The 24,405-nt window shown below is 73.9% G+C and carries 11 protein-coding genes (1 of these 11 running past the window's edge); 7 read left to right on the plus strand and 4 right to left on the minus strand.

From position 1 onward, the window contains the following. The 4 genes from B9O00_RS32705 to B9O00_RS25240 form a co-directional block, all read right to left on the minus strand. Positions 1–1,357, minus strand: partial view of a non-ribosomal peptide synthetase gene (locus tag B9O00_RS32705; protein WP_089229793.1) — the 5' portion only. 24,305 nt of this gene lie to the left of the window's left edge; the window shows 1,357 of its 25,662 coding nt (coding positions 1–1,357); it begins with the start codon at positions 1,355–1,357; its stop codon lies beyond the left edge, outside the window. Next, positions 1,354–13,935 carry a non-ribosomal peptide synthetase gene (locus B9O00_RS25230; RefSeq protein ID WP_085125490.1) on the minus strand — a complete coding sequence of 4,194 codons (12,582 nt, stop codon included), beginning with the start codon at positions 13,933–13,935 and terminating at the stop codon, positions 1,354–1,356. Before B9O00_RS25230 ends, B9O00_RS32705 begins: the two co-directional genes overlap by 4 nt. Before the next feature lie 659 nt (positions 13,936–14,594). Continuing rightward, on the minus strand, positions 14,595–15,650 hold the full coding sequence (locus B9O00_RS25235; RefSeq protein ID WP_200808656.1) for a TauD/TfdA family dioxygenase: 1,056 nt from the start codon (positions 15,648–15,650) through the stop codon (positions 14,595–14,597). Positions 15,651–15,710: 60 nt separating this feature from the next. Then, positions 15,711–16,619 carry a LysR substrate-binding domain-containing protein gene (locus tag B9O00_RS25240; RefSeq protein ID WP_085125491.1) on the minus strand — a complete coding sequence of 303 codons (909 nt, stop codon included), beginning with the start codon at positions 16,617–16,619 and terminating at the stop codon, positions 15,711–15,713. 137 nt (positions 16,620–16,756) lie between these two features. On the opposite strand from B9O00_RS25240, the gene B9O00_RS25245 reads away from it, so the two are divergent. From B9O00_RS25245 to B9O00_RS25275, 7 genes are all read left to right on the plus strand, one after another. Then, positions 16,757–17,860 carry a glycine cleavage T C-terminal barrel domain-containing protein gene (locus B9O00_RS25245; protein WP_085125492.1) on the plus strand — a complete coding sequence of 368 codons (1,104 nt, stop codon included), beginning with the start codon at positions 16,757–16,759 and terminating at the stop codon, positions 17,858–17,860. 375 nt (positions 17,861–18,235) lie between these two features. Next, complete coding sequence (locus B9O00_RS25250; RefSeq protein ID WP_085125493.1) at positions 18,236–19,456, plus strand: amino acid ABC transporter substrate-binding protein; 1,221 nt, start codon at positions 18,236–18,238, stop codon at positions 19,454–19,456. Positions 19,457–19,544: 88 nt separating this feature from the next. Then, a complete protein-coding gene (locus B9O00_RS25255) occupies positions 19,545–20,447 on the plus strand; it encodes a branched-chain amino acid ABC transporter permease (protein ID WP_200808657.1) in 903 nt (300 codons plus the stop codon). A 7-nt stretch (positions 20,448–20,454) separates the two neighbouring features. After that, on the plus strand, positions 20,455–21,516 hold the full coding sequence (locus B9O00_RS25260) for a branched-chain amino acid ABC transporter permease (RefSeq protein ID WP_085125494.1): 1,062 nt from the start codon (positions 20,455–20,457) through the stop codon (positions 21,514–21,516). Next, positions 21,513–22,256, plus strand: a complete 744-nt coding sequence (locus B9O00_RS25265) for an ABC transporter ATP-binding protein (RefSeq protein WP_085125495.1) — start codon at positions 21,513–21,515, stop codon at positions 22,254–22,256. Before B9O00_RS25260 ends, B9O00_RS25265 begins: the two co-directional genes overlap by 4 nt. After that, positions 22,256–23,143, plus strand: a complete 888-nt coding sequence (locus B9O00_RS25270; RefSeq protein WP_200808658.1) for an ABC transporter ATP-binding protein — start codon at positions 22,256–22,258, stop codon at positions 23,141–23,143. The genes B9O00_RS25265 and B9O00_RS25270 overlap by 1 nt, the downstream gene beginning before the upstream one ends. Positions 23,144–23,480: 337 nt before the next feature. Beyond that, entirely contained in the window at positions 23,481–24,314 is an 834-nt protein-coding gene (locus B9O00_RS25275) for a metallophosphoesterase family protein (protein ID WP_085125496.1), read from the plus strand. The last annotated feature ends 91 nt before the right edge of the window (positions 24,315–24,405 follow it).

The raw sequence follows: 24,405 nt of genomic DNA on the forward strand, positions 1-24,405 counted from the left end.
GGTCGTACTTCAGATGCAGCTCGAAGCCCTCGGGCGCCTCGACCACGTCGAGCGAGAGCTCGTACTCGCCCTGCTGCTGGACGCCCTCGCCGATGCTCCAGTCGCCGTCGGCGAGGCCGTCCCGCCAGTCGAGGAGCTGGTAGAAGAAGGCGCTCTGGAACACCGGGTCGCGCCCGCTCCCGCCGCCCAGGCCGAGGCCGCGCACCAGTGCCGGGAAGGGCAGCACGTTGGCCATGGCGTCGACCAGGCTGCGCTGCAGCCGCTGCAGCGCCTCGCTCATCGGCCGAGCGCCGAAGCCAGGCGCGCGGACCGGCAGCATCGTGATGAACAGCCCGACCAGGCCGGCCGTCGCCGCGTCGCGCTCGTCCAGCGGCATGCCGACGACCAGGTCCTGGCGGCCGCCGAGGCGCGCCAGCAGCGCCTGCCAGGCGCAGAGCAGCACCGTCGAAGGGAAGAGCCCGCGGCGGCGCGCGAAGTCCCGCACCGCGCTCGCGAGATCGTCGGGCAGCCGCCGCACCCTGCTCGCCCCGGCATCGGACCGCCCGGCCGCCCGCGGACGATCCAGCGGCAGGTCGAGCGGCTCCGGCAGCTCGGCCAGCGCCTCCCGCCAGAAGGCGAGGCGCCGGGCTCCCTCCCCGCCGGCCAGCCGTTCCCGCTCGGCCGCCACGGTCCGGCGATAGGGCTCGAGCGCGACGGCCGGCGAGCGGGGCTCGGGCAGTGGCCGGCCCACCAGGAGACTGTCCCAGGCCTGGCGAAGGCCCGCGGCGATCAGGCCGCGCGAGCGCCCGTCGACGACGAGGTGATGGCCGACGAAGAGCAGCGAGGCGCGGCCCGCGGCCGGATCCTCGAGCAGATGGAGGCGGGCCAGCGGCTCCCGGCCGGGATCGAAGGGCCGCTCGACCCGCGTGCGCAGCCAGGCCAGCCGCTCGGCCTCGCTCCAGCCCCTGGCCGCCTGGCTTTCCAGCGGCAGCTCGGCGCCGGTCCGGACGCTCAGCAGCGGCCCGCCACCCGCCGTCGTGACCGAGGCCGTCAGGAGCGGCCAGTGCCGGCCCAGCCAGGCCGAGACGGCGCGCAGGCGTGCCGCCGCGCCGGCGTCGCCCAGGCGGACCCGCAGCAGCAGCGGGACATTGTAGGCCGTCGTGCCGGGGCGGGTGCGCTGGAGCGCCCAGAGGCCCTGCTGGGTCGCGGTCAGCGGCAGGGTGACCGGCGTCGGATCGGGGAGCAGGTCGGGACCGGGGCCGACGGCGGCGGTGGCGGCCGGGGCCAGGCGCTCCAGCTCGGCCAGGACCTCGGCCCGCGACAGGCCGCCCTCCCGGTAGCGCTCGATCAGCCCGTCGAGGGTCCCGAGCTCGCTCATCGCGTCGTCCCCGCGAGGCGCGCCCGCGCCTCCTCGTAGCTGAGCGCGCCGTCGCGCAGCGCCTCCAGGGCGGCCAGCGTGTCGTCCGGCTCCGGCGCCGGAGCCGGCGTCTCGGCGACCGGCTTCCCGGCGATCCATTCCCCGGCCGGCTGCGTCAGCCCCGCCAGCGCCGCGCCCTGGCTCTCCGCGAGATGGCCGGCGAGCTGGGGGATCGTCGGATGGTCGAACAGGACCGAGGGCAGGATCCGCACGCCGAGCTCCCGCTCCAGGGCGGCGGCCAGCGAGACCAGGGCGCGGGAGGTCAGGCCCAGGTCGCTCAGGCGGCCGCCCCGTTCCGCAGTGGCGAGCGGCCGGCCGCGCGCGTCGGCGATCAGGCGGCACAGCAGGGCAGCGGCCGCCGCGGCCGGGTCGGTGGCGGTCTCTCCGGCCGGCACGGCCGTCGCCGCGGCGGCCGGCGAAGCCGTGCCGGCGGGCTTGCCCGGCCCCTTGTGCAGCAGGCTCGGCGGCAGGTGCAGCCGACGGGGCGGCGCACCCGCGAGCCGCGCCCGCCAGTCGACCGGCACGCCGGCGACCCAGGCCTCGGCGACCGCGAACGGCGCGGCGTCGGCTGCCGGGGCTGCTGCGCCCTCCGGCGCGGCGACGCCGCCCCGGGCATCGGCCGGCAGACCACGCCCCTCGACGACGGCGGCCAGCGCCTCCGCCAGGTCGCCGACGTCCCCGGCCAGGATCGCCAGGCGATGGCGATGCGCGGCCCGGCCGCTCTGCAGCGTCCAGGCGATCTCGGCCAGGGCCGGCGCCGGCTCGGCGGCGCGCAGCCAGGCCAGCAGCCGGCCGGCCTGCTCCGGCAGCCGCTCGGCGCTCGGCGCGGAGAGCGGCACGATCCACCGACCTCCGTATGGCGCAGCGGGAGCCGGTGGCGCCTCGCGCGCTTCGTCGAGGGCGCGGACGACCAGGTGCACGTTGGTGCCGCTGTGGCCGAAGGCGTTGAGCGCCGCTGTCAGCGGCCCGCCGTCAGGTGACGTCCAGGCCGTCGTGCGGTCGGCGAGCCGCAGCGCCGAGCCCTCGAAGGCGATCATGGCATTCGGCGCGGCGGCGTGCAGCGGCCCGGGGATCGTCCGGTGGCGCAGGGCGAGCAGCAGCTTGATCAGGCCGACCACGCCCGAGGCGGCGCCGGTGTGGCCGATGTGGGTCTTGGCCGTGCCGAGCGTGCAGAAGCCCTGGCGGCCATCGGACTGGGCGGTCGTCCGCCGGAAGGCGCGGATCAGCGCATTGCCCTCGACCGCGTCGCCGAGCGGCGTGCCGGTGCCGTGCCCCTCGACCTGGGTGATCCGCCCGGCCTCGACGCCGAAGCGACGCCAGGTATCGAGCAGCAGCGCCTCCTGCGCCCGGCCGTTGGGCGCGGTGATGCCGTTGCTGGCGCCGTCCTGGTTCATGCCCGAGGCGACGATCACGCCGCGGATCGGATCGCCGTCGGCCAGGGCGTCGTCGAGCCGCTTCAGCACGACCATCGCCGCCGCCTCGGTCAGCACCGTGCCGTCGGCGCCCTCGGCGAAGGGCAGGCAGCGGCCGCTCGGCGACAGCAGGTCGATCGAGCCGACGTGGCGCAGCGCCTCGGCCGACAGGGAGGCCGCGACGCCGCCGGCCAGCGCCATCCGGCTGGTGCCGAGCCGCAGGCTGTCGCAGGCCAGGTGCACGGCAGCGGCACCGGCCGAGCAGGCCGTGTTGACGGCCAGGGCCGGGCCCTTGAGGTCGAGCAGGTAGGACAGGCGCGCGGCGACGATCGCATCGGAATCGCCGCTGAACGAGCCCGAGACGGCGCCGAAGGGCTCGGCGCCGACGAACACGCCGACCGCCTGCCCGGCGAGGCCGCGCGGGTCGTAGCCCGCGTCCTCCAGGGCCCGCCAGCCCTCCTCCAGGACCAGCCGCTGGTGGCGGCTCATGCCGGCCAGCTCCGCCGCCTCCGGCAGGTCGAAGAAGGCGGCGTCGAAGCCGTCGCGGTCGGCCAGCAGGGCGCCGCGCAGCCGCCGGCCGTCACCGGCGAAGGCCGGCGGCAGCTCGCCGATGCCGTCGCGCCCCGCGATCAGGCCGTCCCAGAAGGCCTCCGGCTCCCCGGCGCCGGGCAGCTGCAGCGAGAAGCCGACCACGGCGATCGGCGCGGTCGCGGCATCCGGCGCCGTCCGCCCGCCCCGCCGCGGCGCCGGCGCGGCGGCTGGCAGCGGCTTCGCGGCAGCGGGCTCTGTCGCCGGCGCGGCAGACACGAGCGAGCGCAAGTGCCCGGCCAGGGCGTCGATCGTCGCGTAGTCGTAGACCAGGGTGCGCTCGAGGCTAGTGCCGAGGCGCTCGCCGAGCCGTTTCACGAAGGTCACGCCGAGGATCGAATCCAGGCCGTAGTCCGAGAAGGGCACTGAGCCCGAGAAGCGTGCGGCCTCGCCCTTCAGCGTCTCGGCGAGGCAGGCGCGGATCAGGGCGACGAGGTCGGAGCCCGGCGCCGGCGCTGCCGGCCGGGAGGTCGCAGGCTGCGGGATCGGCGCCGCTGCGGCCGGCGGCGGCACGGCCTCGTCCGGCTCGGCCAGGCCGCGGCTCTCGGCGAGGATCACCTGCTGCGTCGCCACGCCCGGGTTGTCGAGGACCAGCGGCGTGAAGTGCCGCTCGCGGAGCAGGCGCTGCCAGGTCGCGCTGCCCAGCAGCGGCGAGCCGGGCACGCGCAGGACCTCGTCCTCGGAGAGCCACCAGCCGTCGAGCAGCCCGAAGATCAGCGTGCCGATCGTCGACTTGTCGACGCCCTCGTTGACGACCAGCAGGCCGTGCCCGGCCAGGGCCGAGGTCGCGTGGCGCAGGGTCGCGCGCATGTCCGGGGTGGCGTGCAGGCAGTTGGTCGCGATCACGAGGTCGTAGGCGCCGGTCTCCAGGCCCTGCCCGGCGAGCGGCCTGGCGATGTCGCAGCGGGCCGTGCGGAACCAGGGCCGGCCCTCGCCGAAGCGCTCCTGCGCGGCCAGCAGGAAGGCGCCCGAGACGTCGGTGAAGCAGTACTCGCCGATCGCCTCGCCCCAGGGGTCGAGGACCGGCAGGACCTTGGCGCTGGTCCCGCCGGTGCCGGCGCCGATCTCCAGGACGCGCAGGCGCGTCCGGCCGTCGGCTTCCCGGCGATGGCGCAGGAAGGCCTCGACCGCGGCGGCGACCTGCAGGTTCAGCGAGTCGGGATAGGGCCTGCCGGCGTAGAGCCCGGCGACCCGGTCCAGCGAGCCGTCGGGGAAGATCACGTCGGTCGCCCGCGCCTTGCCGCTCAGCACCTCCGGCAGGGCACGCAGGCAGGCGTCGAACAGGTCGACGACCGCGAAGAGCTGGGGATCGGCCAGCCACTCGGCGCGGCCTTCCTCCCAGCCGTGCCAGGCGGCCTCGATCCCCGGCTCCTCCAGGACCCGGGTCACCCAGAGCCGGCCGTCCCGCCACTCGACCGCACCCGAGGCCGGCAGCAGGGTCGAGATCACCTCCCGCCACCAGCGGCCGTGCCGCTCGACGACGCCGGCCCGGCGGCGCAACGCCTCGATGTCCTCGATCGGCCCGGGCCGGTCCAGGATGCCCATGCGCCGGAGCTGCGCCCAGAACAGCGCCAGGGCGCGCAGCTCGATCTCCGACCAATCGGGCTGCGGCACCGTCGCTGCCAGGGCGCCGGCGTCGACCCGATCCAGGAAGCGGGGAGCCTGCCGGCTGCCGGCCAGCCGCAGGGCCGGCTCCTCGACCGGCATGAGGTCCTGGACCGCGCGCGAGGCCCTGACGCAGGTCGCCTCGGCGAGCGTGCCGCGCGACAGGGCGGCGAGGACCTGCTCGAGGAAGCCGCACAGCTCCTCGTCGGCCACCATGTCGTAGTGGCCCTCGATGCGCCCGGCCATCGCCGTCCCGGCGATGGTGGTCCGCAGGTAGCCCCAGTGGATCAGGCCGAGGGGCAGCGGGCTTCGTCCGCTCAGCGCCCGCACCAGGCTGTCGCTGCCGGCGACCGCCGCGGCATAGGCCGCGGTCTCGCGCGCGGTCAGGAAGGCGAAGGCCTGGACCGACGAGAAGACGCAGAGGAAATCCGGGCGCTGGTCGGGTCCCTCCGCCTCCAGCGCGCGATGGAGGTTCAGCAGGCCGCGCGTCTTGACCGCACAGACCTCGCCCAGGGCTTCCTCGGCCGGCCGCCCGGCGACGTCGGATTCGATCGCCATGGCCGTATGGAAGGCGCCGTCGATGCGACCGAAGCGCCTGCGGGCCTCGGCGACGGCGGCGTCGAGCGCGGCGGCGTCGGCCGCGTCGGCCGAGAGGTAGACCGGCTGCGGCGCGCCCGCCGCGACTTCCGCCGAGACCGCCGCGAAGGCTTCCCCGACCTCCGGACTGTCGGCCGGCCGCCGGCCGATCCAGACGATCCGGGCGCCATAGCGAGCCATCAGGTGCCGGCTGACCACGCGGCCGACCATGCCGGCGCCGCCGACCAGGAGATAGAGGCCGCCGTGGCGCAGCGCGCCCGCCGGCGGCTCGGCGCCCCAGTCGAGCTTCCGGAAGACCTGCCGGAACCGCTCGCCGGCCGCGAAGCGCACCACGCCGCCGCGCTCGCTCGGCGGCTCGGCGAGCAGCGCCGGCCAGAGCGAGGCCGACGGCTCGCCACCCAGCAGAGCCGCAGCCTCGACGTCGAGGCTGCGCAGCCGGAAGCGGCGGTCGCCCTGGGCGATGGCATAGCCCAGGCCGGCGAGGCCGCCGATGCCGCCGGCCGTCAGGCCGTCCGCCGCGGAGAAGCGGTCCAGGGTCACGAGATAGAGGTTGACCGGATGCTCCGTCGACGCGCCCTCGCCCAGCTCCGCGACGAGCCGCAGCAGGTTGGCCTCCTCCGAGGCCGGCCCGCCGCAGAGGCGGGACGGGTCGGCGCCGGCGGCCCCGGGATCGGCCGGCGCGCCGCCGAGGAAGATCGCGGTGTCGACCCGCCGGCCGCCGAGACAGGCGGCGAAGCCCCGCGGGTCGTCGCGGCGGCAGCGCCATTCGCTGTCGGAGACCGCGCGCGTGACCGAGTCGAGCCAGATCTGGAGGATCGTCGCATCCGGCCGGCACTCGCCGTACCAGGCGCCGGCGCTGACCGCCGCCTCCTGAAGCTCCGCCGGAGCCACGATCAGCAGCACGCCGTTGCGCCCCAGGGCCGGCGCATGGCTGCCGGAAGGCTCGGCCTGCCAGTGCGGCAGGAAGCTGTAGCCGTCCCAGCTGCCGCCGGCGTCCGTCGCCGGTGCCAGCGCGACGGCGCGCGCGCCCCGGGACGCCTCCTCCGGCCGGTCGCACTCCGGCGCGAAGGGATAGGTCGGCAGGCCGATCCGGCGCGGGCGCCCGGCCGGATAGAGGCGGCGCCAGTCGACCTCCAGGCCGCGGACCCAGAGCGCCGCCAGGCGGTCGAGCTTCCCTTCCGCCTGCCAGCGCGCCACCAGGTCCCCGGCCGCCGCAGCGTCGCCGAAGGCGGCGAGCAGCTCGTCGTCGGGTGTCGCTTCGCCGGCGTGCAGCCCGTCGCGCCGGCCCGCCAGGAAGTCGGCGAGGCGCTGCCGCACCGTCGCCAGGTCCGGCGCGACGAAGGCCAGGCGCTGCGCCATGGCGCGCCGGCCGGTCTGCAGGGTGTGGGCCATGGCCCGCAGGCCGGGGCTCTCCCGCTCCAGGTAGCCCAGCAGCGCCTCCGCGTAGGCGCTGAGCCGCGCCTCGCTGCGCGCCGACAGCACGATCAGCGCCGGTCCGCCGTCGTCGGGCCCGGCCGCCGTCGCCAGCTTCGGCGCCTCCTCGAGGATGGCATGGGCGTTGGTGCCGCCGATGCCGAAGGCGCTGACCGCGCCGCGCCGCGGCCGGCCCGCCTCCGCCGGCCAGGGCTGCAGCCGCTCGGCGACCCGGAAGGGCGAGGACGCGAAGTCGATCTCCGGGTTCGGGCTCTCGTAGTGCAGGCTCGGCGGGATCAGGCCCCGCTCGAGGCTCAGCGCGACCTTGATCAGGCCGGCGAGGCCGGCCGCCGTGTCGGTGTGTCCGAGGTTGGTCTTGACCGAGCCGATCGCGCAGTACTGCCGGCGGTCGGTGTGGCGGCGATAGACCTCGCTGAGCGCGGCGATCTCGATCGGGTCGCCCAGCGCCGTGCCGGTGCCATGCGCCTCGACGTAGCCGATCGTCGCCGGATCGACGCCGCTGCGCGCCAGCGCCTTGCCGATCACCGCCACCTGGCCGGCGACGCTGGGCGCGTAGAAGCCGGCCTTGCCCTGGCCGTCGTTGTTGCTGGCGACGCCGCGGATCAGCGCATGAATCGCGTCGCCGTCGGCAAGGGCGTCACGCGCGCGCTTCAGCAGCACGACCGCGACGCCCTCGCCCGCGACCATGCCGTCGGCGCGGGCGTCGAAGGTCTTGCAGTGGCCGTCGCCGGAGAAGTTGAGCCCCGGCTCGTGGCGATAGCCGACCAGGCCCTCGGGCAGCAGGCTGCAGGCGCCGACGAGCGCGGTCGAGACGTCGCCGCTCGCCAGGGCCTGGGCGGCCTGCTGCAGGGCCACCAGCGAGGAGGAGCAGTTGGTGTGCAGCGCGCAGCTCGTGCCGGTCAGGCCGAGCTGGTAGGAGATCGTGGTCGCCGCCGTGCCGGCCTGCGACAGCAGCCAGGCGACGTAGCCGTCCGAGCCGAGGGCCTGGCTGGCCGAGCCGGAGCCATCGTCCGGCAGCGCCGGGCGGTGCAGGCTGCCGCTGGTCGCCGTGAAGACCGCGGTCTCGGGGATCGCCTCGGGCGTATAGCCGGCGTCCTCGACCGCGGCCCAGGCGTGCTGCAGCAGCAGCCGGTGCTGGGGATCCATCAGCGCGGCGTTGCGCGCCGAGAGATTGAAGAACTCGGCGTCGAAGAGGTCCCTGCCCTCGATCGCGCGGGCCACGGGGATGTACTGCGGATCGCGGATCGTCGCCTCCGGGATGCCGGCCGCGCGCAGCGCCTCGGCGTCGAGGAAGCGGCCGCTGTCCCGGCCGCTCTCCAGCAGCTCCCAGAAGGCGCGCGGCCCGACAGCGCCCGGCACCGTACAGGCGATGCCGATGATCGCCAGCGCGTCCTCGGGCACCGGCGAGGGCTCGGCCGGCGCCTGCCGCACGGCCGGCCGCGGCGTCGCGGCCGCCGCGGCGGGCGGCGCCGTGGTCGTCGCGGGGCCGCCCAGCCAGGCCGCCTGCTCGACGACGGTCGGCAGGCGAAACACGTCGGTCGCGCGCACCGGCCGCCCGAAGGCCTTGGCCAGCCGGGCGGCGAGCAGCACCGCCGCGACCGAGGTGCCGCCCAGCTCGAAGAAGCCGACGTCGCGCGCCGGCTCCGGCCGCTCGAGCACCTCCGCCCAGAGCGCCCGGACCCGCGCCTCGGCCTCGGCGGCCGGGACCGCCGCCGCGGGCGCGACCGGCGGCGGGCCGCCGTCGGCGAGGGGATCGCGCGCCGCCAGCGCCTTGCGGTCGATCTTGCCGTTCGCGGTCTGGGGCAGCGCGTCGAGCGGCACGACGACCGCGGGGACCATGTAGGCCGGCAGCCATCCGGCCAGGGCCGCCTTCAGGGCCGCCGGGTCGAGCCCGGCCGGCGAGGCCGGCTCGCACCAGGCGACGAGCTGGCTGCCGTGCGGCGTCGGGCGCGCGACCACCGCCGCCCGGCGCACCGTCGCCTGCTGCTCGAGGCGCGCCTCGATCTCGCCCAGCTCGATGCGGTGGCCCTGGACCTTCACCTGCTGGTCGGCGCGGCCCAGGTACTCCAGGCCGCCGTCGGCCCGCCGGCGCGCCAGGTCGCCGGTGCGGTAGAGCCGCGCGCCCGCGCCGAAGGGGCTGGCGACGAAGGCCTCCGCCGTGCGGCCGGGCAGGCCCCAGTAGCCGCGCGCCAGGCCGCGGCCGCCCAGGTAGAGGTGGCCGGCGACGCCGACCGGCGCCGGCTCCAGCCGCTCGTCCAGCACGTGGGCCTCGGTGCCGGCCAGCGGCCGACCGATGGTCACCGCCGCGCCGGGCTCGACGCGCGCCAGGGTCGACCAGATCGTCGCCTCGGTCGGGCCGTAGAGGTTCCAGACCGGCGCGCCCAGCGCGGTCAGCCGGCCGGCCAGCGCGGCCGGCAGCGCCTCGCCGCCGCACAGCACCCGCACCCCGCTCCGGTTCCGCCAGCCGGCGTGCAGCAGCATCGCCCAGGTCGAGGGCGTTGCCTGCATCACCGTCGGCCGGACCCGCTCGAGCTCGGCCGCCAGCAGCTGGCCGTCGCGCGCCGTCTCGGCGCTGGCCAGCGCCACCGTGCCGCCGGCGACCAGCGGGCCGAGCAGCTCCAGCCCGGCGATGTCGAAGCAGAGCGTGGTCACCGCCAGCAGGCGGTCCTCCGCCCCCAGACCGACCGCCTCGGCGGTCGCCGTCAGGAGGTTGGCGAGCGCGCCGTGCGACACCGCGACACCCTTGGGCCGGCCCGTGCTGCCCGAGGTGTAGATGACGTAGGCCAGATCGTCGGCGGCCAAGTCCTCGGCGGCCAGGTCGTCGGGGGCGAGGTCCTCGGCAACCGGTCCCGGATCGCCCGCCTCGCCGACGAGGTCCTCGACGTCCAGCCAGCCGCCGCCGGCCGGCGCGAGGGTCGCGAGCGCCTGCGCCGTCGCGCGGTCGCCGAGGAGCCAGGCGGCACCGCTGTCGCGGACCATGTAGTCCAGTCGCGCCGCGGGATAGGCCGGATCGAGCGGCAGGTAGGCCGCCCCGGCCCTGAGGATGCCGAGCAGCGCCGGCAGCAGCTGCGGCCGGCGCTCCAGGCAGAGGCCGACGCGGTCGCCCCGCCCGACGCCGCGCGCCCGCAGCGCCGCCGCCACGGCGCCGCTCTGCGCCCAGAGCGTGGCGTAGCTCAGCGTCTCGCCGTCCTGGGAGACCGCCACCGCCTCGGGCCGCTCGGCCGCCTGCCGCGCCACGGCCGCCGGCACCAGGCTCGGCAAGCTCGCCGGCGCGGGGCCGCGCGCCGGCCCGGCGAGCAGCGCGTCGCGCTCGGCCGCGCTGAGCAGCGGCAGCGCCGCCAGCGGCCGCTCGGCGTCCGCGACGAGGGCCTCGATCAGGGTCAGGAGATGCCCCGCCCAGCACGCGATCGTCGGCTCCTCGAACAGGTCCGAGGCGTACTTGAGGTGCAGTTCCAGGCTGTCGTCGCGCTCCCAGACCTCCAGGACCAGCTCGTACTCGCCCTCCTGGTTGACCGTCTCGATCCAGCGCCAGTCCTCGCCGGCGCCCGGCGCCAGCATCGCCGCGTCGTGGAAGAAGTAGGCGGCCTGGAAGACCGGGTCGCGCCCGGCCCCGCCGGCCAGGCCGAGGGCCTGCACCAGCGCCGGGAAGGGCAGGACATGCGCCATGCCGTCGACGATCGAGCGCTGCAGCCGCTGCAGCGCCTCGGCCAGCGGCCGCATCCCGAAGGCGCAGCGCACCGGCAGCATGGTGATGTGGAGGCCGACCAGCTCCTCGGTCCCGGGCCCGCGCTCGTTCATCGGCATGCCGACGACCAGGTCCTGCTGGCCGGAGAGCCGCGCCAGCAGCGCCTGCCAGGCACCCAGCAGCACGGTCGAGGCGAAGAGGCCCCGGTCGCGCGCGAAGCCGCGCAGCGCCCCGACCAGAGGCCCGGGTATCGCACGGACCAGCGTCGCGCCCGCGTAGGAGCGCTCGGCCGGCCGCGGCCGGTCGAGGGGCAGGTCGAGCGGTCCGGGCAGCCCGGCCAGCACCGCGCGCCAGTAGGCGCGGCGCCGCTCGCCCTCGGCGCCCGCCAGCCGCGCGGCCTCGTCGGCGAGCGCCTGTTCGCAGCCCTCGAAGGAGTCCGGCCCGGGCAAGGGACGACCGGCGACGAGACGCGCGTCGCCGTCGCGCAGCCCGATGACGATCCGCCCGAGCGAGCTGCCGTCGGTGACCAGGTGATGCACGCAGAGCAGCACCCAGGCGGTGCCCCCTGCCCCGTCGATCAGGACGTGCAGCCGGGCCAGGGGCCCCTGCGCCAGGTCGAAGGGGATCTTGCCGCGCCCGCGCAGCCAGGCCACCCGCTCGGCCTCGCTCCAGCCGTCGGCGGCCTGCTCCTCGAGCGGCAGCGCGACCCCGGCGCCGACGCGCAGCAGCGGGCGGCCCTGCTCGACCGCCACCGCGGCGGTCATGATCGGCCAGCGCTCGCCGATCCAGGCACAGAGCCGGCGCAGGCGCTCCAGGGCGCCCGGCGGCGCGATGTCGACCCTGAGGCAGAGCGGGACGTTGTAGGCCGCCATCCCGGGGTAGTTCTGCTGCAGCACCCAGACACCCTGCTGCGACACCGTCAGGGGGATGTCGGTCACCGGGATCTCGGTCACCGGGATCTCGGTCACGGGGATCTCTGCCGCCGGGATCTCCGCCGCCGCCGCTTCGGCCGGCGATTCCGCTGAAGGCTGGGCGCCGCCGCCCCCGGCAGGAGCCGGGGCGAGAGCCTGCAGCGCCTCCGCGTGATGCTCCTCCAGGTGCGCCGCCAAAGCCTGGATCGTGATGCAGTCGAACAGCAGCGAGGCCGGCAGAGCGACGCCCAGCGCCCGGCCGACGGCGTCGATCAGGCGGACGAGATCGAGCGAGCGCAGGCCGAGCCCGACGAAGCTCACCGTCTCCTCCGACGGCGCGACGGCGCGGCCGAGCCGCTCCGCGACCAGCCGGCACAGCAGGTCGCGTGTCGGATCGCGCCTCGGCCCGCCGTCGACAGCCGGCAGGACGGCAGCGCCGGAGACCGGCGCCGGAACGGCCGGCGCGGGCTGCTCCGGCGCGGCGCGGTCGGCGGCGGCCGTCTCGGGAATCTCGACCCAGTAGCGCTTTCCGCCGAAGGGATAGGGCGGCAGGCCGAGCCGCTGCGGCGGTCTGGCGACGAGCAGCTCGACCGGCAGCTCGCCGCCCTGCACGTAGAGCGCCGCCAGGCTCTCGACGAGACGCCGCAGGGCCTTCGGATCGCGTTTCGCCGGCTTCAGGTCGGCCTGGATGCCCTTGAGCGCCTGGGCCCAGAGCCGCCGCGTCGCCTCCGGCACCTCCGCGGCCCGGCCGCGCAGCAGGCCCCCGCCCTCGCGGCCCTCGGCGATCCGCGCCAGGCCCGCGCGCAACTCGGCCTCCTCGGCGGCAACGAAGGCGGCCCGCCAGGCGAAGGCCGGCCGCTCGATGAGGGTGCAGGCCAGCGCCGCCAGGTCGAGCGCGCCGTCCTGCCGGTCGAGCCAGGCCAGCAGGTCGGCCGCTCGGCGCGCCAGCGCCGCCTCCTCGTGGCCGGACAGCACGATCGGCAGGCACGCCGGCCCGGCCGCCCGGCGCTTGGCCGGGATCGGCCCCGGCGCTTCCTCGACGACCATGTGGACGTTGGTGCCGTTGAAGCCGAAGGCGCTCACCGCGCCGAGGCGGCGCCGGCCCGGCTCGGCCTCCCAGGCGCGCAGCTCGCCGTTGACGAAGAAGGGCGAGCCCTCGAGGTCGAGGTGCCGGCTCGGCCGCTCGAAGCCGGTGCAGGGCGGCAGGGCGTGGTGGCGCAGGCTGAGCAGCAGCTTGATCAGGCTGGTGACGCCGGCGGCGTGCAGGCAGTGGCCGATCGAGCCCTTGACCGAGCCCAGGGCGCAGAAGCCGGCGCGCTCGGTCGTGCGGCGGAAGGCGCTGGTCAGGGCGCGCACCTCGATGGCGTCGCCGAGCAGGCTGGCCGTGCCGTTGGACTCCAGGCTGCCGATCGCGTCGGGCTCGATGCCGGCCTCGGCCCAGGCGCTCTCGAGCAGCGCCGCCTGGGCCTTCGGCACCGCGGCGGACAGCCCGCCGGCGCCGCCGTTGTGGTTCATCGCGCTGCCGCGGATGACGCCGTGGATGCGGTCGCCGTCACGCTCGGCGTCGGGCAGGCGCTTGAGCACCAGGGCCGCCACCGCGTCGCCGATCACGAAGCCGTCAGCTGCCTCGTCGAAGGGCCGGCACAGCGGCTCGGCCGTCACCATGCCGCTCTGGCTGCAGAGGATGTGCAGCCGCGGCATGGTCCTGACCGAGGTGCCGCCGGCGACCATCAGGTCGGTCTCGCCGCGGCGCAGGCTCTGGCAGGCCAGATGCACGGCGGCCAGCGCCGAGGCGCAGGCCGCGTCGACGGCCAGGGCGCCGCCCTTGAGGTTGAGCGCGGCCGCGATGCGCGCCGCCATCACCGAGGCCACGGTGCCGGTCAGCGCCTCGGCGACCAGCGGCACCCCCGCCGCCTCGCAGCGGCTGCCGTAGTCGCCGCCGTCACCGCCGACGATCACGCCCCAGCGCGCCGTGCCGCGGCGGCGCGTCGCGCAGCCGGCATCTTCCAGGGCGCGCCAGCATTCCTCCAGGAACAGGCGGTGCTGGGGATCCATGGCCGCCGCCTCGGCGTCGCCGAAACCGAAGAAGCCGGCGTCGAAGCGATCGACCCCGTCCAGCATGCCGGCCCAGGCGCAGCGCGTCGTACCCGGCCGCGCGCCGCTCGGATCGGTGATGCGCTTCGCGTCCCAGAGCCACGGCGGCACCGGCCGGAAGGCCGTCCCGCCGCCGCTCAGCAGATCCCAGAAGGCCTCGACGTCCGGTGCGCCCGGAAAGCGGCCGGACAGTCCGACCACGGCGATCGGCATGGCGGCACTGACCGTCGGTCGGTCGCGCTCCGGCTGAACCGGGGGCGCGGACGAACCCGTCGTCTCCACACCCTTGTCCCGGGCCTTGTCCAAGCGTACGCCCCCCGTCTACGGATCCGGCGGCCGCACGAGGCTCGCCCGGGTCACCCCCGACGCAGGCGAACGCACAGCCGGCTATCCGTCAGCCGCAGGAGCCCCCACTGCACCTGCCCAATTGGCATCGGCGTCGAGTCGGTCTCCCAGGTTGGAACGCCCCGGGGGCGGCTCGTCCGATGCCGGTGAAAGTGAGCCATCCGACTGCGGCAAGAGTCAACTGACAAGAAGCTCGCGGAAGATTAACAGAGTAAACTGAAATAAACCTGACAAGTTGCCGTGTTAACTTGCAATTTTCGGCTCCGTACTGCATGACGCCAAGGTTAACATGGGGTAATGCACGCTGTCGGCCGGGTTCGTCGGGCGGGTGTCCGGCCTGTTTCTTTTTGGCCGACCCCTGCGGCGCCAGGCTGCCATCCGGCTTTGCCGGAAATCGCGAAGGGATGGACTATGAACCGTCGCAGCAGATGCCGGCTGCCAACCGCGATCGCCGCCCTGATCCTGGTCGCTCACGCCGTGCCGGCCCCGGCCGGCGGTGACCGCCGGCCGCTCGCTGCCGCCGCCGCTCAGTCGAGCGGCGCGTGCAGCCTGGTCCGGGCCGTGACGATGCCGCCGCGGCTGCCGATCTCGATCGAGCCGTAGCGCTCCCTGAAGCAGTCCGGCAGCGGCCGGTCGCCGTCCAGCGACAGCCAGAGGCGCAGCAGGTGGCGCCGTCGCCCGGGCTCCGGCCAGTCGACGAAGGCAGTGCGGTCGTGCAGCTGGCTGTGGTTGTAGACGAACTGCATGTCGCCGGCCCGGAGGTCCATGGCGAAGTGCAGCTCGGGGTCGTTGGCCAGGGCGTCGAACAGGTCGAGGGCCTCGACGTGGGCCGGGGTCAGGCGCAGGGCGCCTTCGAAGCGCTGGGCGCTGTCGATGTACTGGCGCTGGTAGAAGACCGTCAGGCGGCCCTCGTGCCAGCTGAGCGGCGGGATCTCCATGTAGGGCCTGGCGCCCTCGGGAATCTCGCCCCGGCGGTCCGTGGCGATCGGGTCGAACAGCAGGGCCAGCAGGTCGGGGCGCTCGGCCAGCATGCGGTTGTAGATCGTGAGCGCGCTGACCAGGAGCGAGCGCCCACCCTGCTTCGCCGGACGCAGGCAGAGCAGCCCGACGACGTCGGCGCTGTCGGTATGGAAGGTCTGGCGCTCTCGGGTCTGGTAGATCCGGACGCTCGGGTCGCGGCCGTCGGCGCCGGTGTCGCGGACGTGGCCCAGGATGTGGCCCGCCGCGTTCTGCGAGCGCGCGCTGCCCAGGTGCGCGCCGATCCCGCAGAAGATCGTCGCGGCGAAGGCCTGCGAATAGCCGGCGACCGGCAGGCCGCGCAGCAGCTCGACGCCGCGGCCGTGCAGCAGCTCCCGCTTCAGCCGCCGCAGATGCGCCCCGAAGGAGGCGAGCGGGAAGTCGGCGGCGGTGATCTCTCCCAGGTCGCGGCCGAGGGACAGGTAGTGCCGCGCCGCCTGCTCCAGCTCGGCGATCTCGGCGGCGCTCAGCTCGACCAGCCACGCCTCCGGGTGACGCGCCATCTCGGCACCGATCCAGGCGGCGGGACCGGTCATCGGCGGTGGCAGGGCTTCGGGGGCTGGCATCGGCGGCCTCGGGTCAATCGATCCAGTCTGCCCCCGCTCGGGGCCGTCGTCGAGCCGTCGTCAGCCGGGCCCCGCAGGCCGCTCGGCCGCCGCCTCGTCCAGCAGCCAGGCGCGGAAGCCGGCGGCGTCGGCGTGCTCCCGGCCGTCCAGCGGCGAGAGCAGGTGGAAGGCCTCCTCGACCTCGACCGACAGCTCGAAGGGCGCGACCAGCCGTCCCGAGGCGAGCACGCCGGCGGACATCGAGGAGCGGCCGAGCACGACGCCGCCGCCGGACGCCGCGACCTCGAAGGCCAGCAGGGAGGTGTCGAACTGCAGGCCGCTGCCGGGATCGATCCCCTCGACGCCGGCCGCGCTGAGCCAGGTCGCCCAGCCCTGCTCGTAGCCGAGCACGTGCAGGAGCGCGTGGTGACGCAGATCCCGCGGTTCCCCGAGCGGCGGCGTGCCGGCCGGCAGCGCCGGGCTGCAGAGCGGCGTCAGGCGCTCCCAGGTCAGCCGGTCGGTGCGGAACTTCGGCCAGCCGCCGCGGCCGTAGCGGATGTCCAGATCGAAGCGCTCGCGGTCGAACTCCTCGTTCCAGATGCTGCTGACGATGCGCAGCCGGCGGCCGGGATGGCGCTCGCGGTAGCGGATCAGGCGCGGCGCGATCCAGGTCACCGAGAAGCCGACGGCGGCGCGCACCGTCAGGACCTCCGAGCGGCGGCTGCCGAACAGCTCGTCGGTGCCGAGCGCGAGCCGCTCGAAGGCGTCGCGCACCTTCGGCAGGTAGGCCGCCCCGACCTTGGTCAGCACCAGGCTGCGCGGCCCGCGCTGGAACAGCGGCTCGTGCAGATGCAGCTCGAGCGCCTTGACCTGCTTGCTGATCGCCGCCTGGGTCAGCCCCAGCTCGGCGGCGGCATGGGTGAAGCTCAGGTGTCGCGCAGAGGCCTCGAAGGCGCGCAGCCAGGACAGCGGCGGCAGACGCCGGCTCATGCCAAACCCCGTCATAACTTTCATGTACCCATTGGGTGCAATCGCCGAGTTTGACCGGCCTGTCAAATCCCCATGACATGTCCGGCGCGACGGGGCCGCTTCGGCGGCCGACCGGCGAACCCGCTGGAGAAGCGCCGATGTACCAGATCACCCCCTCGACCCGCCTGCGTGCCTCGCCCTTCTTCGAGGCGACGCTGGCCGCCGGCGTCACGAGCTTCACGGCCTACAACCACATGCTGATGCCGACCGGCTACGGCGATCCGGAGGGCGAATACTGGCGCCTGCTGAAGGGCGTCGCGCAGTGGGACGTCGCCGTCGAGCGCCAGGTCGAGCTGACCGGCCGCGACGCCGCCCGCCTCGCCCAGATCCTCTGCCCGCGCGACCTCGGCCGCTGCCAGGTCGGCCAGGGCAAGTACGTCGCGCTCTGCAACCATGCCGGCACGCTGATCAACGACCCGGTCCTGCTGAAGCTCGACGCGGACCGCTACTGGCTGTCGATCGCCGATTCCAACATCCTGTTCTGGGCGCGGGCGATCGCCGCCGAACGCGGTCTGCAGGTGACGGTCAGCGAGCCCGACGTCTCGCCGCTCGCGGTGCAGGGACCGAAGGCGGAGGCGGTGGTCGCGGCGCTCTGCGGCGACTGGGTGCGCACGCTCAAGTACTTCTGGTTCCGGCAGACCGAGATCGCCGGCATCCCGGTCGTGGTGATCCGCTCCGGCTGGTCGAAGCAGGGCGGCTTCGAGCTGTTCCTGATGGACGGCAGCCGGGGCGTGGAGCTGTGGAACATCGTCGCCGAGGCCGGCCGCCCCTGGGACATCGGCCCGGGCAACCCGAACGCCTGCGAGCGGATCGAGAGCGGCCTCCTGTCCTGGGGCGGCGATACCGACGATGCGACCAACCCCTTCGAGGTCCGGCTCGCGCGCTACCTGGACCTCGAGGTCCCCGACGACGTCATCGGCATCGCCGCACTGCGCCGGGTCGCGGCGGAAGGGCCGCGCCGCCACCAGCTCGGCGTCGTGCTCGAGGGCGACGCCCCCGCGACACCGCTCTGCCGCTGGGCGCCGATCCTGGCGGGCAAGCGGCGCGCCGGCGACCTGACCAACTGCGTCTGGTCCTGGCGGCTGCAGCGCAACATCGGCTTCGCCCTGATCGAGACCGCCAGCCGGCCCGGCGACCGGGTCGAGGTGCTGCGCGCCGGCACGCGCATCCCCGGCCGGCTGGTCGAGCTGCCGTTCCTCTGAGCGGCGCCGGGCGGCGACGGCCGGCGAGCATCGTCCGCCGCCGACGCCAGTCCCGCCGCGCCACGGCGAGATCCGGAACAGTCGAGCCGACCGGCGCACCCGCCCGGACAAGTAATTCCGGGCGGCGCCCCGCCAGCGGCGCCAGTCCTCGCCGCGACAGCATCCGCCATTTCGGCAGCACCGCGCCGGCTCGTCCAGGATCCCTGGCGGGGATGCTGGCTGCGACAGATCGGCAGGCGGCGAGATCAGCTTCCGGGGGCGGTATGCAGTGCCGGGATAATCCCCTATAAAGGCTGCCGAGACCGGTCCGAAAACCGGTCCGGACGAGACAGGGCCCGCACAGACGGGCCGCCATGAACCAGGGAGGCTCGAAGCATGCTGCACCACCGCACGCTTGCCCTCGCTGCCGTCGCCGCGCTCGGTCTCACGACCGCGCCGGTCTTCGCGCAGGCGGGCGACACCATCACCCTCGGCGCCGCGGTCTCGCTGACCGGCAAGTACTCGACCAACGGCGGGCACACCCAGAAGGGCTACGACCTCGCGGTCAAGAAGATCAACGACGCCGGCGGCGTCAAGGTCGGCGGCAAGACCTACAAGATCGAGGTCAGGTACTACGACGACGAGTCGACCCCGGCGCGCGGCGCCGAGCTCGCCGAGCGCCTGATCCAGCAGGACGGCATCAAGTTCCTGCTCGGCCCCTACTCCTCGGGCATGACCAAGGCGATCGCGCCGGTCACCGAGCAGCACAAGGTGCCGATGGTCGAGGCCAACGGCGCCTCGCGCTCGCTCTTCACCAACAACTACAAGTACCTCTTCGCGATCCTCTCGACCTCGGAGAAGTACCTGGCCAGCGCCGTGACCCTGGCCGCCGAGAACGCCGAGGCGCTGGGCAAGAAGCCGAGCGAGATGAAGGTCGCCCTGGCCTTCGAGAACGACAACTTCAGCCAGGACGTCCGCGCCGGCGTGCTGGAAGACCTGAAGAAGAACAACATGAAGGTCGTCATCGACGACGAGCTGCCGCGCGACCTCAACGACATGAGCGCGACCCTGACCAAGGTGAAGGCGCTCAAGCCCGACATGCTGGTCGTCTCCGGCCACTCCAAGGGTGCGGCCACGGCGATCCGCCAGCTCGACCAGATGCAGATCCACGTGCCGATCCTGGCGATGACCCACTGCGACGCGGCCGGCATCATCAAGAAGTTCGGCAAGGCGGCCTCCTACACGCTCTGCGGCACGCAGTGGGCGCCGAGCCTGACCTACTCGGACAAGCTGTTCGGCACGGCGGCGGACTTCGCCAAGGAGTTCGACAAGGCCTACGGCTACGAGCCGCCGTACCAGGCGGCGGAATCGGCGGCCGCGGTCGAGGTCTACGCCAACGCCTTCGAGCGGGCCGGCTCGCTGGACCCGCAGAAGGTCCGCGACGCCCTGGCGTCGACCGACATGATGACCTTCTACGGCGCCATCAAGTTCGACGACACGGGCAAGAACATCGCCAAGCCGATGGCGCTCTACCAGGTGCTCGACGGCAAGTACGAGGTCGTCGCGCCGTCGAAGTTCGCGCAGACCAAGGCGGTCGTGCCGGCGCCGACCGACTGACGCGGGACCCGGGGCGCGGGCGGGTCGAGGGGCCCGCCCGCCCCCACGTTCCCCTGCTCCGCGCAACCATCAGGAACGGTCTCGCAGCGTGCTGGACAATCTGCTGATTCTGGTCCAGGCGCCGACCATCACGGTGGACCTCGTGCTCAACGGGATCCTGGTCGGCGCCATCTTCGCGCTCGCCGCCTACGGCATGGCCCTGGTCTGGGGCGTGATGAACATCATCAACATCGCCCAGGGCGAGTTCGTCATGCTCGGCGGCTACGTCGCGGTCATCATGTCGGCCCACGGCGTGCATCCGCTGCTCGCGGTGCCGGTCGCCGCCGTGCTGCTCTTCGGGCTCGGCTGGCTGCTCTACCGGACGGTCATCTTCCGCATCGTCGAGCGCGACCTCTTCACCTCGATCCTCGCGACCTTCGGCATCTCGATCGTGCTGCAGCAGCTGATGAACACGGTGTTCGGCGGCGACGTGCAGGTCGCCCAGGCCCACCTCGGCACGCTGCTGCTGATGGGCGGCATGGTGACCCTGGCCCAGATCAAGCTGCTGTCCTTCGCCCTCGCCGCCGTGCTCGCCGTCGTGCTGGTGCTGTTCCTCAGGCGCTCGCGGCTCGGCCAGGCGATCCGCGCGACGGCACAGAACGCCCGGGCGGCGCGCGTGCTCGGCATCGACACCGACCGGGTCTACGCCGCGACCTTCGGGCTCAACGCGGCGCTCTGCGGCGCCTGCGGCGCGCTGGTGGCGATGGCCTACACGGTCCACCCCTACATCGGCCTGCCCTACACGATCCGCTCCTTCATGATCGTCATCGTGGCCGGCCTCGGGAACCTCGCCGGCGTCATCGCCGCGGGCCTCAGCCTGGGCGCCGCGGAGAACGTCGCCGGCTTCGTGCTGGGCACGCAGTACCAGCTGGCCTTCGTCTTCCTGCTGCTCGTCGTCGTGCTGGTCTGGCGCAACTGGCGCCTGGCCCGCAAGCGGCAGTACCTCAAGTGAGGCCCCGATGAGCGACGCGCACAAGAAGCTCGCCGGCCGCCTCGCCATCCTGGCCGTCGGCCTGGCCGCGCCCTTCCTCTTCCCGGCCTACCAGTCCCAGATGGCCGAGCTCTGGCTGTTCGTGGTCTTCGCCCTGACCTGGGACCTGGCGGGCGGCCAGATGGGCTACAACTCCTTCGGCAACGTCGTCTTCCTGGGCATCGGCATGTACGCCTGCGTGCTGACCCAGGTCGGGCTGCTCTACGACATCGGCATCTACAACGGCGCGCGCGGCGGCGGCAGCGCGACCTTCGTCTTCGACCTGCCGCACTACCTGGAAGGCCTGGCGCTCGGGCTGCCGGTCGGCGCCCTGCTCGCCGCCCTGGCCGCGGCCGTGCTCGGCGCCTTCGTGCTCGGCATGCGCGGCCACTACTTCGCGATCTGCACCCTCGGGCTCGGCGTCGCCGCCGGCGAGGTCGCCAACAGCTGGGAGTGGATCGGCGCCGGCTCCGGCATGGTGCCGCCGACCCCGCCCCAGGTGATCGGCGACCTCTCGCGCTTCTACTACTACTTCGCCTTCGCCCTGGCGGCCGTCACCTTCCTGGTGCTGGGCTGGCTCTACCGCACCCGCTTCGGCCTCGCGATCAACGCGATCCGCGACGACGAGGACAAGGCCGAGGCGATGGGCCTGCAGACGACCCGGATCAAGGTCGCCGCCTGGGTCATCGCGGCAGTCTTTCTGGGCGTCTCCGGCGGCATCCTCGGCAACCTCAAGCGCTTCATCGACCCGATCGACACGGCCTTCTCGGGCGCCACCTTCGGCGTCTGGATGGTGCTGATGGCGATTCTCGGCGGCAAGGGCACGCTCTGGGGGCCGGTCATCGGCGCCGTCCTGTTCGAGGTCATCAAGGAGGCGACCTGGACCTACCTGCTGGGCTGGCAGCGGGTCGCGCTCGGCCTGCTGATCGTGATCATCGTGGTGTTCTTCCCGCAGGGCATCCTGGGCTGGCTGCGCGAGCGCTTCCCCGACCGCTTCGGCCGCCGCGTCGAGGCCGACCTGTCCGGCACCGCAGAGGAGACGGCACGATGACCGCGATACTCAAGGTCGCCGGCGTCTCGAAAGCCTTCGGCGGCGTCCAGGCCAACCGCAACGTCAGCCTCGAGGTCGAGGCCGGCCGCATCGTCGGGCTGATCGGGCCGAACGGCTCGGGCAAGACGACGCTGTTCTCCTCGATCGTCGGCTACCACCCGATCGACGAGGGCTCGATCCGCTTCGAGGGCCAGGAGATCTCCAGGCTCCGGGTCGTCGACATCGCGCGGCTCGGCCTGATCCGGACCTTCCAGCAGACCCGCATCTACGGCGGCATGACCTGCGTCGAGAACATGCTGATCTCCTCCTCGCAGCGCGACGCCCGCCTGCTCGACCTGTTCCAGGCGCGCAGCCCCGAGCGCGAGGAGCGCGCCGGCGACCTGCTGGACTTCGTCGGGCTCTATCCCAAACGCAAGCTCGAGGCCGGCTCGCTGTCGTTCGGCCAGCAGAAGCTGCTGGAGTTCGCCATGGCGCTGATGAACCAGCCGAAGATGCTGATGCTCGACGAGCCGACCGCCGGCATCAACCCGACGCTGATCAACGGCCTGATCGACCGCCTGAAGCGGGCCAACGAGCAGTTCGGCATCACGCTCTTCGTCATCGAGCACAACATGCGCGTCATCATGAACCTGGCCGAGCACATCTACTGCCTGGCCCACGGCGAGCTGCTCGCCGACGGCCGGCCCGAGGAGGTCCAGAACGACCCGCGCGTGCTCGACGCCTACCTGGGGGCGCACTGATGGCGGGCCCCCACGACGGTTCCGGCAAGGGCGAGGGCCGGCGCAGCGCCTCCGGCTACGGGCTCGGCTCGGTCGACACGGTGATGTCGGTGACCGACGTCGCGCGCGAGGCCGAGCGCTTCGTCGCCGACGCGCCGTCGCTCGACGTCCTGGAGCGGCTGGCCGGCGACGACATCCTGCTGACCCTCGACGGCCTGCGCGCCGGCTACGGCCCGATGGAGATCCTGCACGAGGTCTCGCTGCGGGTCGGCCGGGGCCAGTCGCTCTGCCTGATCGGGCCGAACGGCGCCGGCAAGTCGACCGTGCTGCACTCGATCTTCGGCTTCACCTCGATCTATGCCGGCAGCATCGCGATCGGCGGCAAGGAGGTCACCCGCCTCAAGCCCAACGACAAGCTGAGGAGCGCCGGCATCGCCTACGTGCTGCAGGACAACTCGGTCTTCCCCGACATGACGGTCGAGGAGAACCTCTGGATGGGCGGCTACCTGATGAGCGCGCCCGCCGAGGCGAAGCAGGCCGCCGACCGGGTGTTCGAGAAGTACCCGCGGCTCGCCGAGCGCCGGCGCATGGCGGCACGCGTGCTGTCCGGCGGCGAGCGGCGCCTGCTGGAGATCTCCCGCGCCCTGGTCATGGACCCCCAGGTGCTGCTGATCGACGAGCCCTCGATCGGCCTCGAGCCGCGCTTCATCGACATGGTCTTCGAGATCCTCGGCGACCTGCAGCGCGTCGACGGCAAGACCATCGTCATGGTCGAGCAGAACGCGAAGAAGGGCCTGGACTTCGCCGACGTCGGCTACGTCCTGGTCTCCGGCCAGGTCGCCCGCGCCGGCAGCGGCGCCGAGCTGCTCGAGGATCCCGACGTCGGCCGGCTGTTCCTGGGCGGGTAGAGGCGGGCGCCGGCGCCTTAACGTCCCTCGACAGGTCGCCGCGAGCGAAAGCGGGCAGCAGAAGCAGCCGCGCGCAGTCACCGCTTCAAGATGGCTTCATCCTGAGCCTGTCGAAGGGTGGAGCCATACGGCACCGTCGGTACGGCTTTCGCTTCGCCCTTCGACAGGCTGTTCAGACAAGCTCAGGGTGAAGCGAATGGGGGCACCAATTTGTTGCTGCGGCCTTCGACTTGTCTATGCAAGGTCGTGGGGCACCGATAAGCCCGCCGTAACAAGCGTTTGACCATCCCATCCTGGGCTTTTGCACGGCTCACGCGCCGCTGCTACGGTCGGCGCCATGCGCCTGCTTGCGATCAGCGACCTGCACCTGGCCAACCCCTCGAACCGCGAGGCGGTCGAGGCCCTGCCGGCCTTTCCCGACGACTGGCTGATCCTGGCCGGCGACATCGCCGAGCGGCTCGACCAGATCGAGAGCCTCTTCGCGCTGCTGGCGCCGCGCTTCGCCAAGGTGATCTGGGTGCCGGGCAACCACGAGCTCTGGACCATGCCGGGCGAGAGCGGCGCCGGCGACCTGGCGGGCGAGGCCAAGTACCGCGCCCTGGTCGCGCTGGCGCGGAACCACGGCGTCGTCACGCCGGAGGACCCCTACCCGCTCTGGACCGGGCCCGGCGGCCCCTGCGTCGTGGCGCCGCTGTTCCTGCTCTACGACTACAGCTTCCGGCCCGATCACGTCGCCCGCCACGAGGTCGTCGCCTGGGCGCGCGAGGAGTCGGCGGTCTGCACCGACGAGGTGCTGCTCAACCCCGACCCCCACGACACGCGCGAGGCCTGGTGCTGGGCGCGCTGCGCCGAGGCCGAGCGGCGCCTTTCGGAGATCGAGGAGGGCCTGCCGACGGTGCTGGTCAACCACTACCCGCTGCGCCACGAGCTGGTGCGCATCCCGCGCGTGCCGCGCTTCTCGCCCTGGTGCGGCACCAGGCTGACCGAGGACTGGCACCGCCGCTTCAACGCCAAGGTCGTGGTCTACGGGCACCTGCACGTGCGGCGCACCGACTGGCGCGACGGCACGCGCTTCGAGGAGGTCTCGCTCGGCTATCCGCGCCAGTGGAACCGAAGCCTCGGCGTCGCGCCCTTCCTGCGCGAGATCCTGCCGGGCCCGTCCGCCGGCTAGGAGCTTGTCCGAGTAAGCGCCTTTGTCTCGACGCTCGGCAGTGGTCGTGATTCACTACGGTTCATGGGCAAGACCTATCGGGCTTGGGAGG

Origin of the sequence: Tistlia consotensis USBA 355 (assembly GCF_900177295.1) — a bacterium.
Classification (GTDB): Bacteria; Pseudomonadota; Alphaproteobacteria; order Kiloniellales; family DSM-21159; genus Tistlia; species Tistlia consotensis.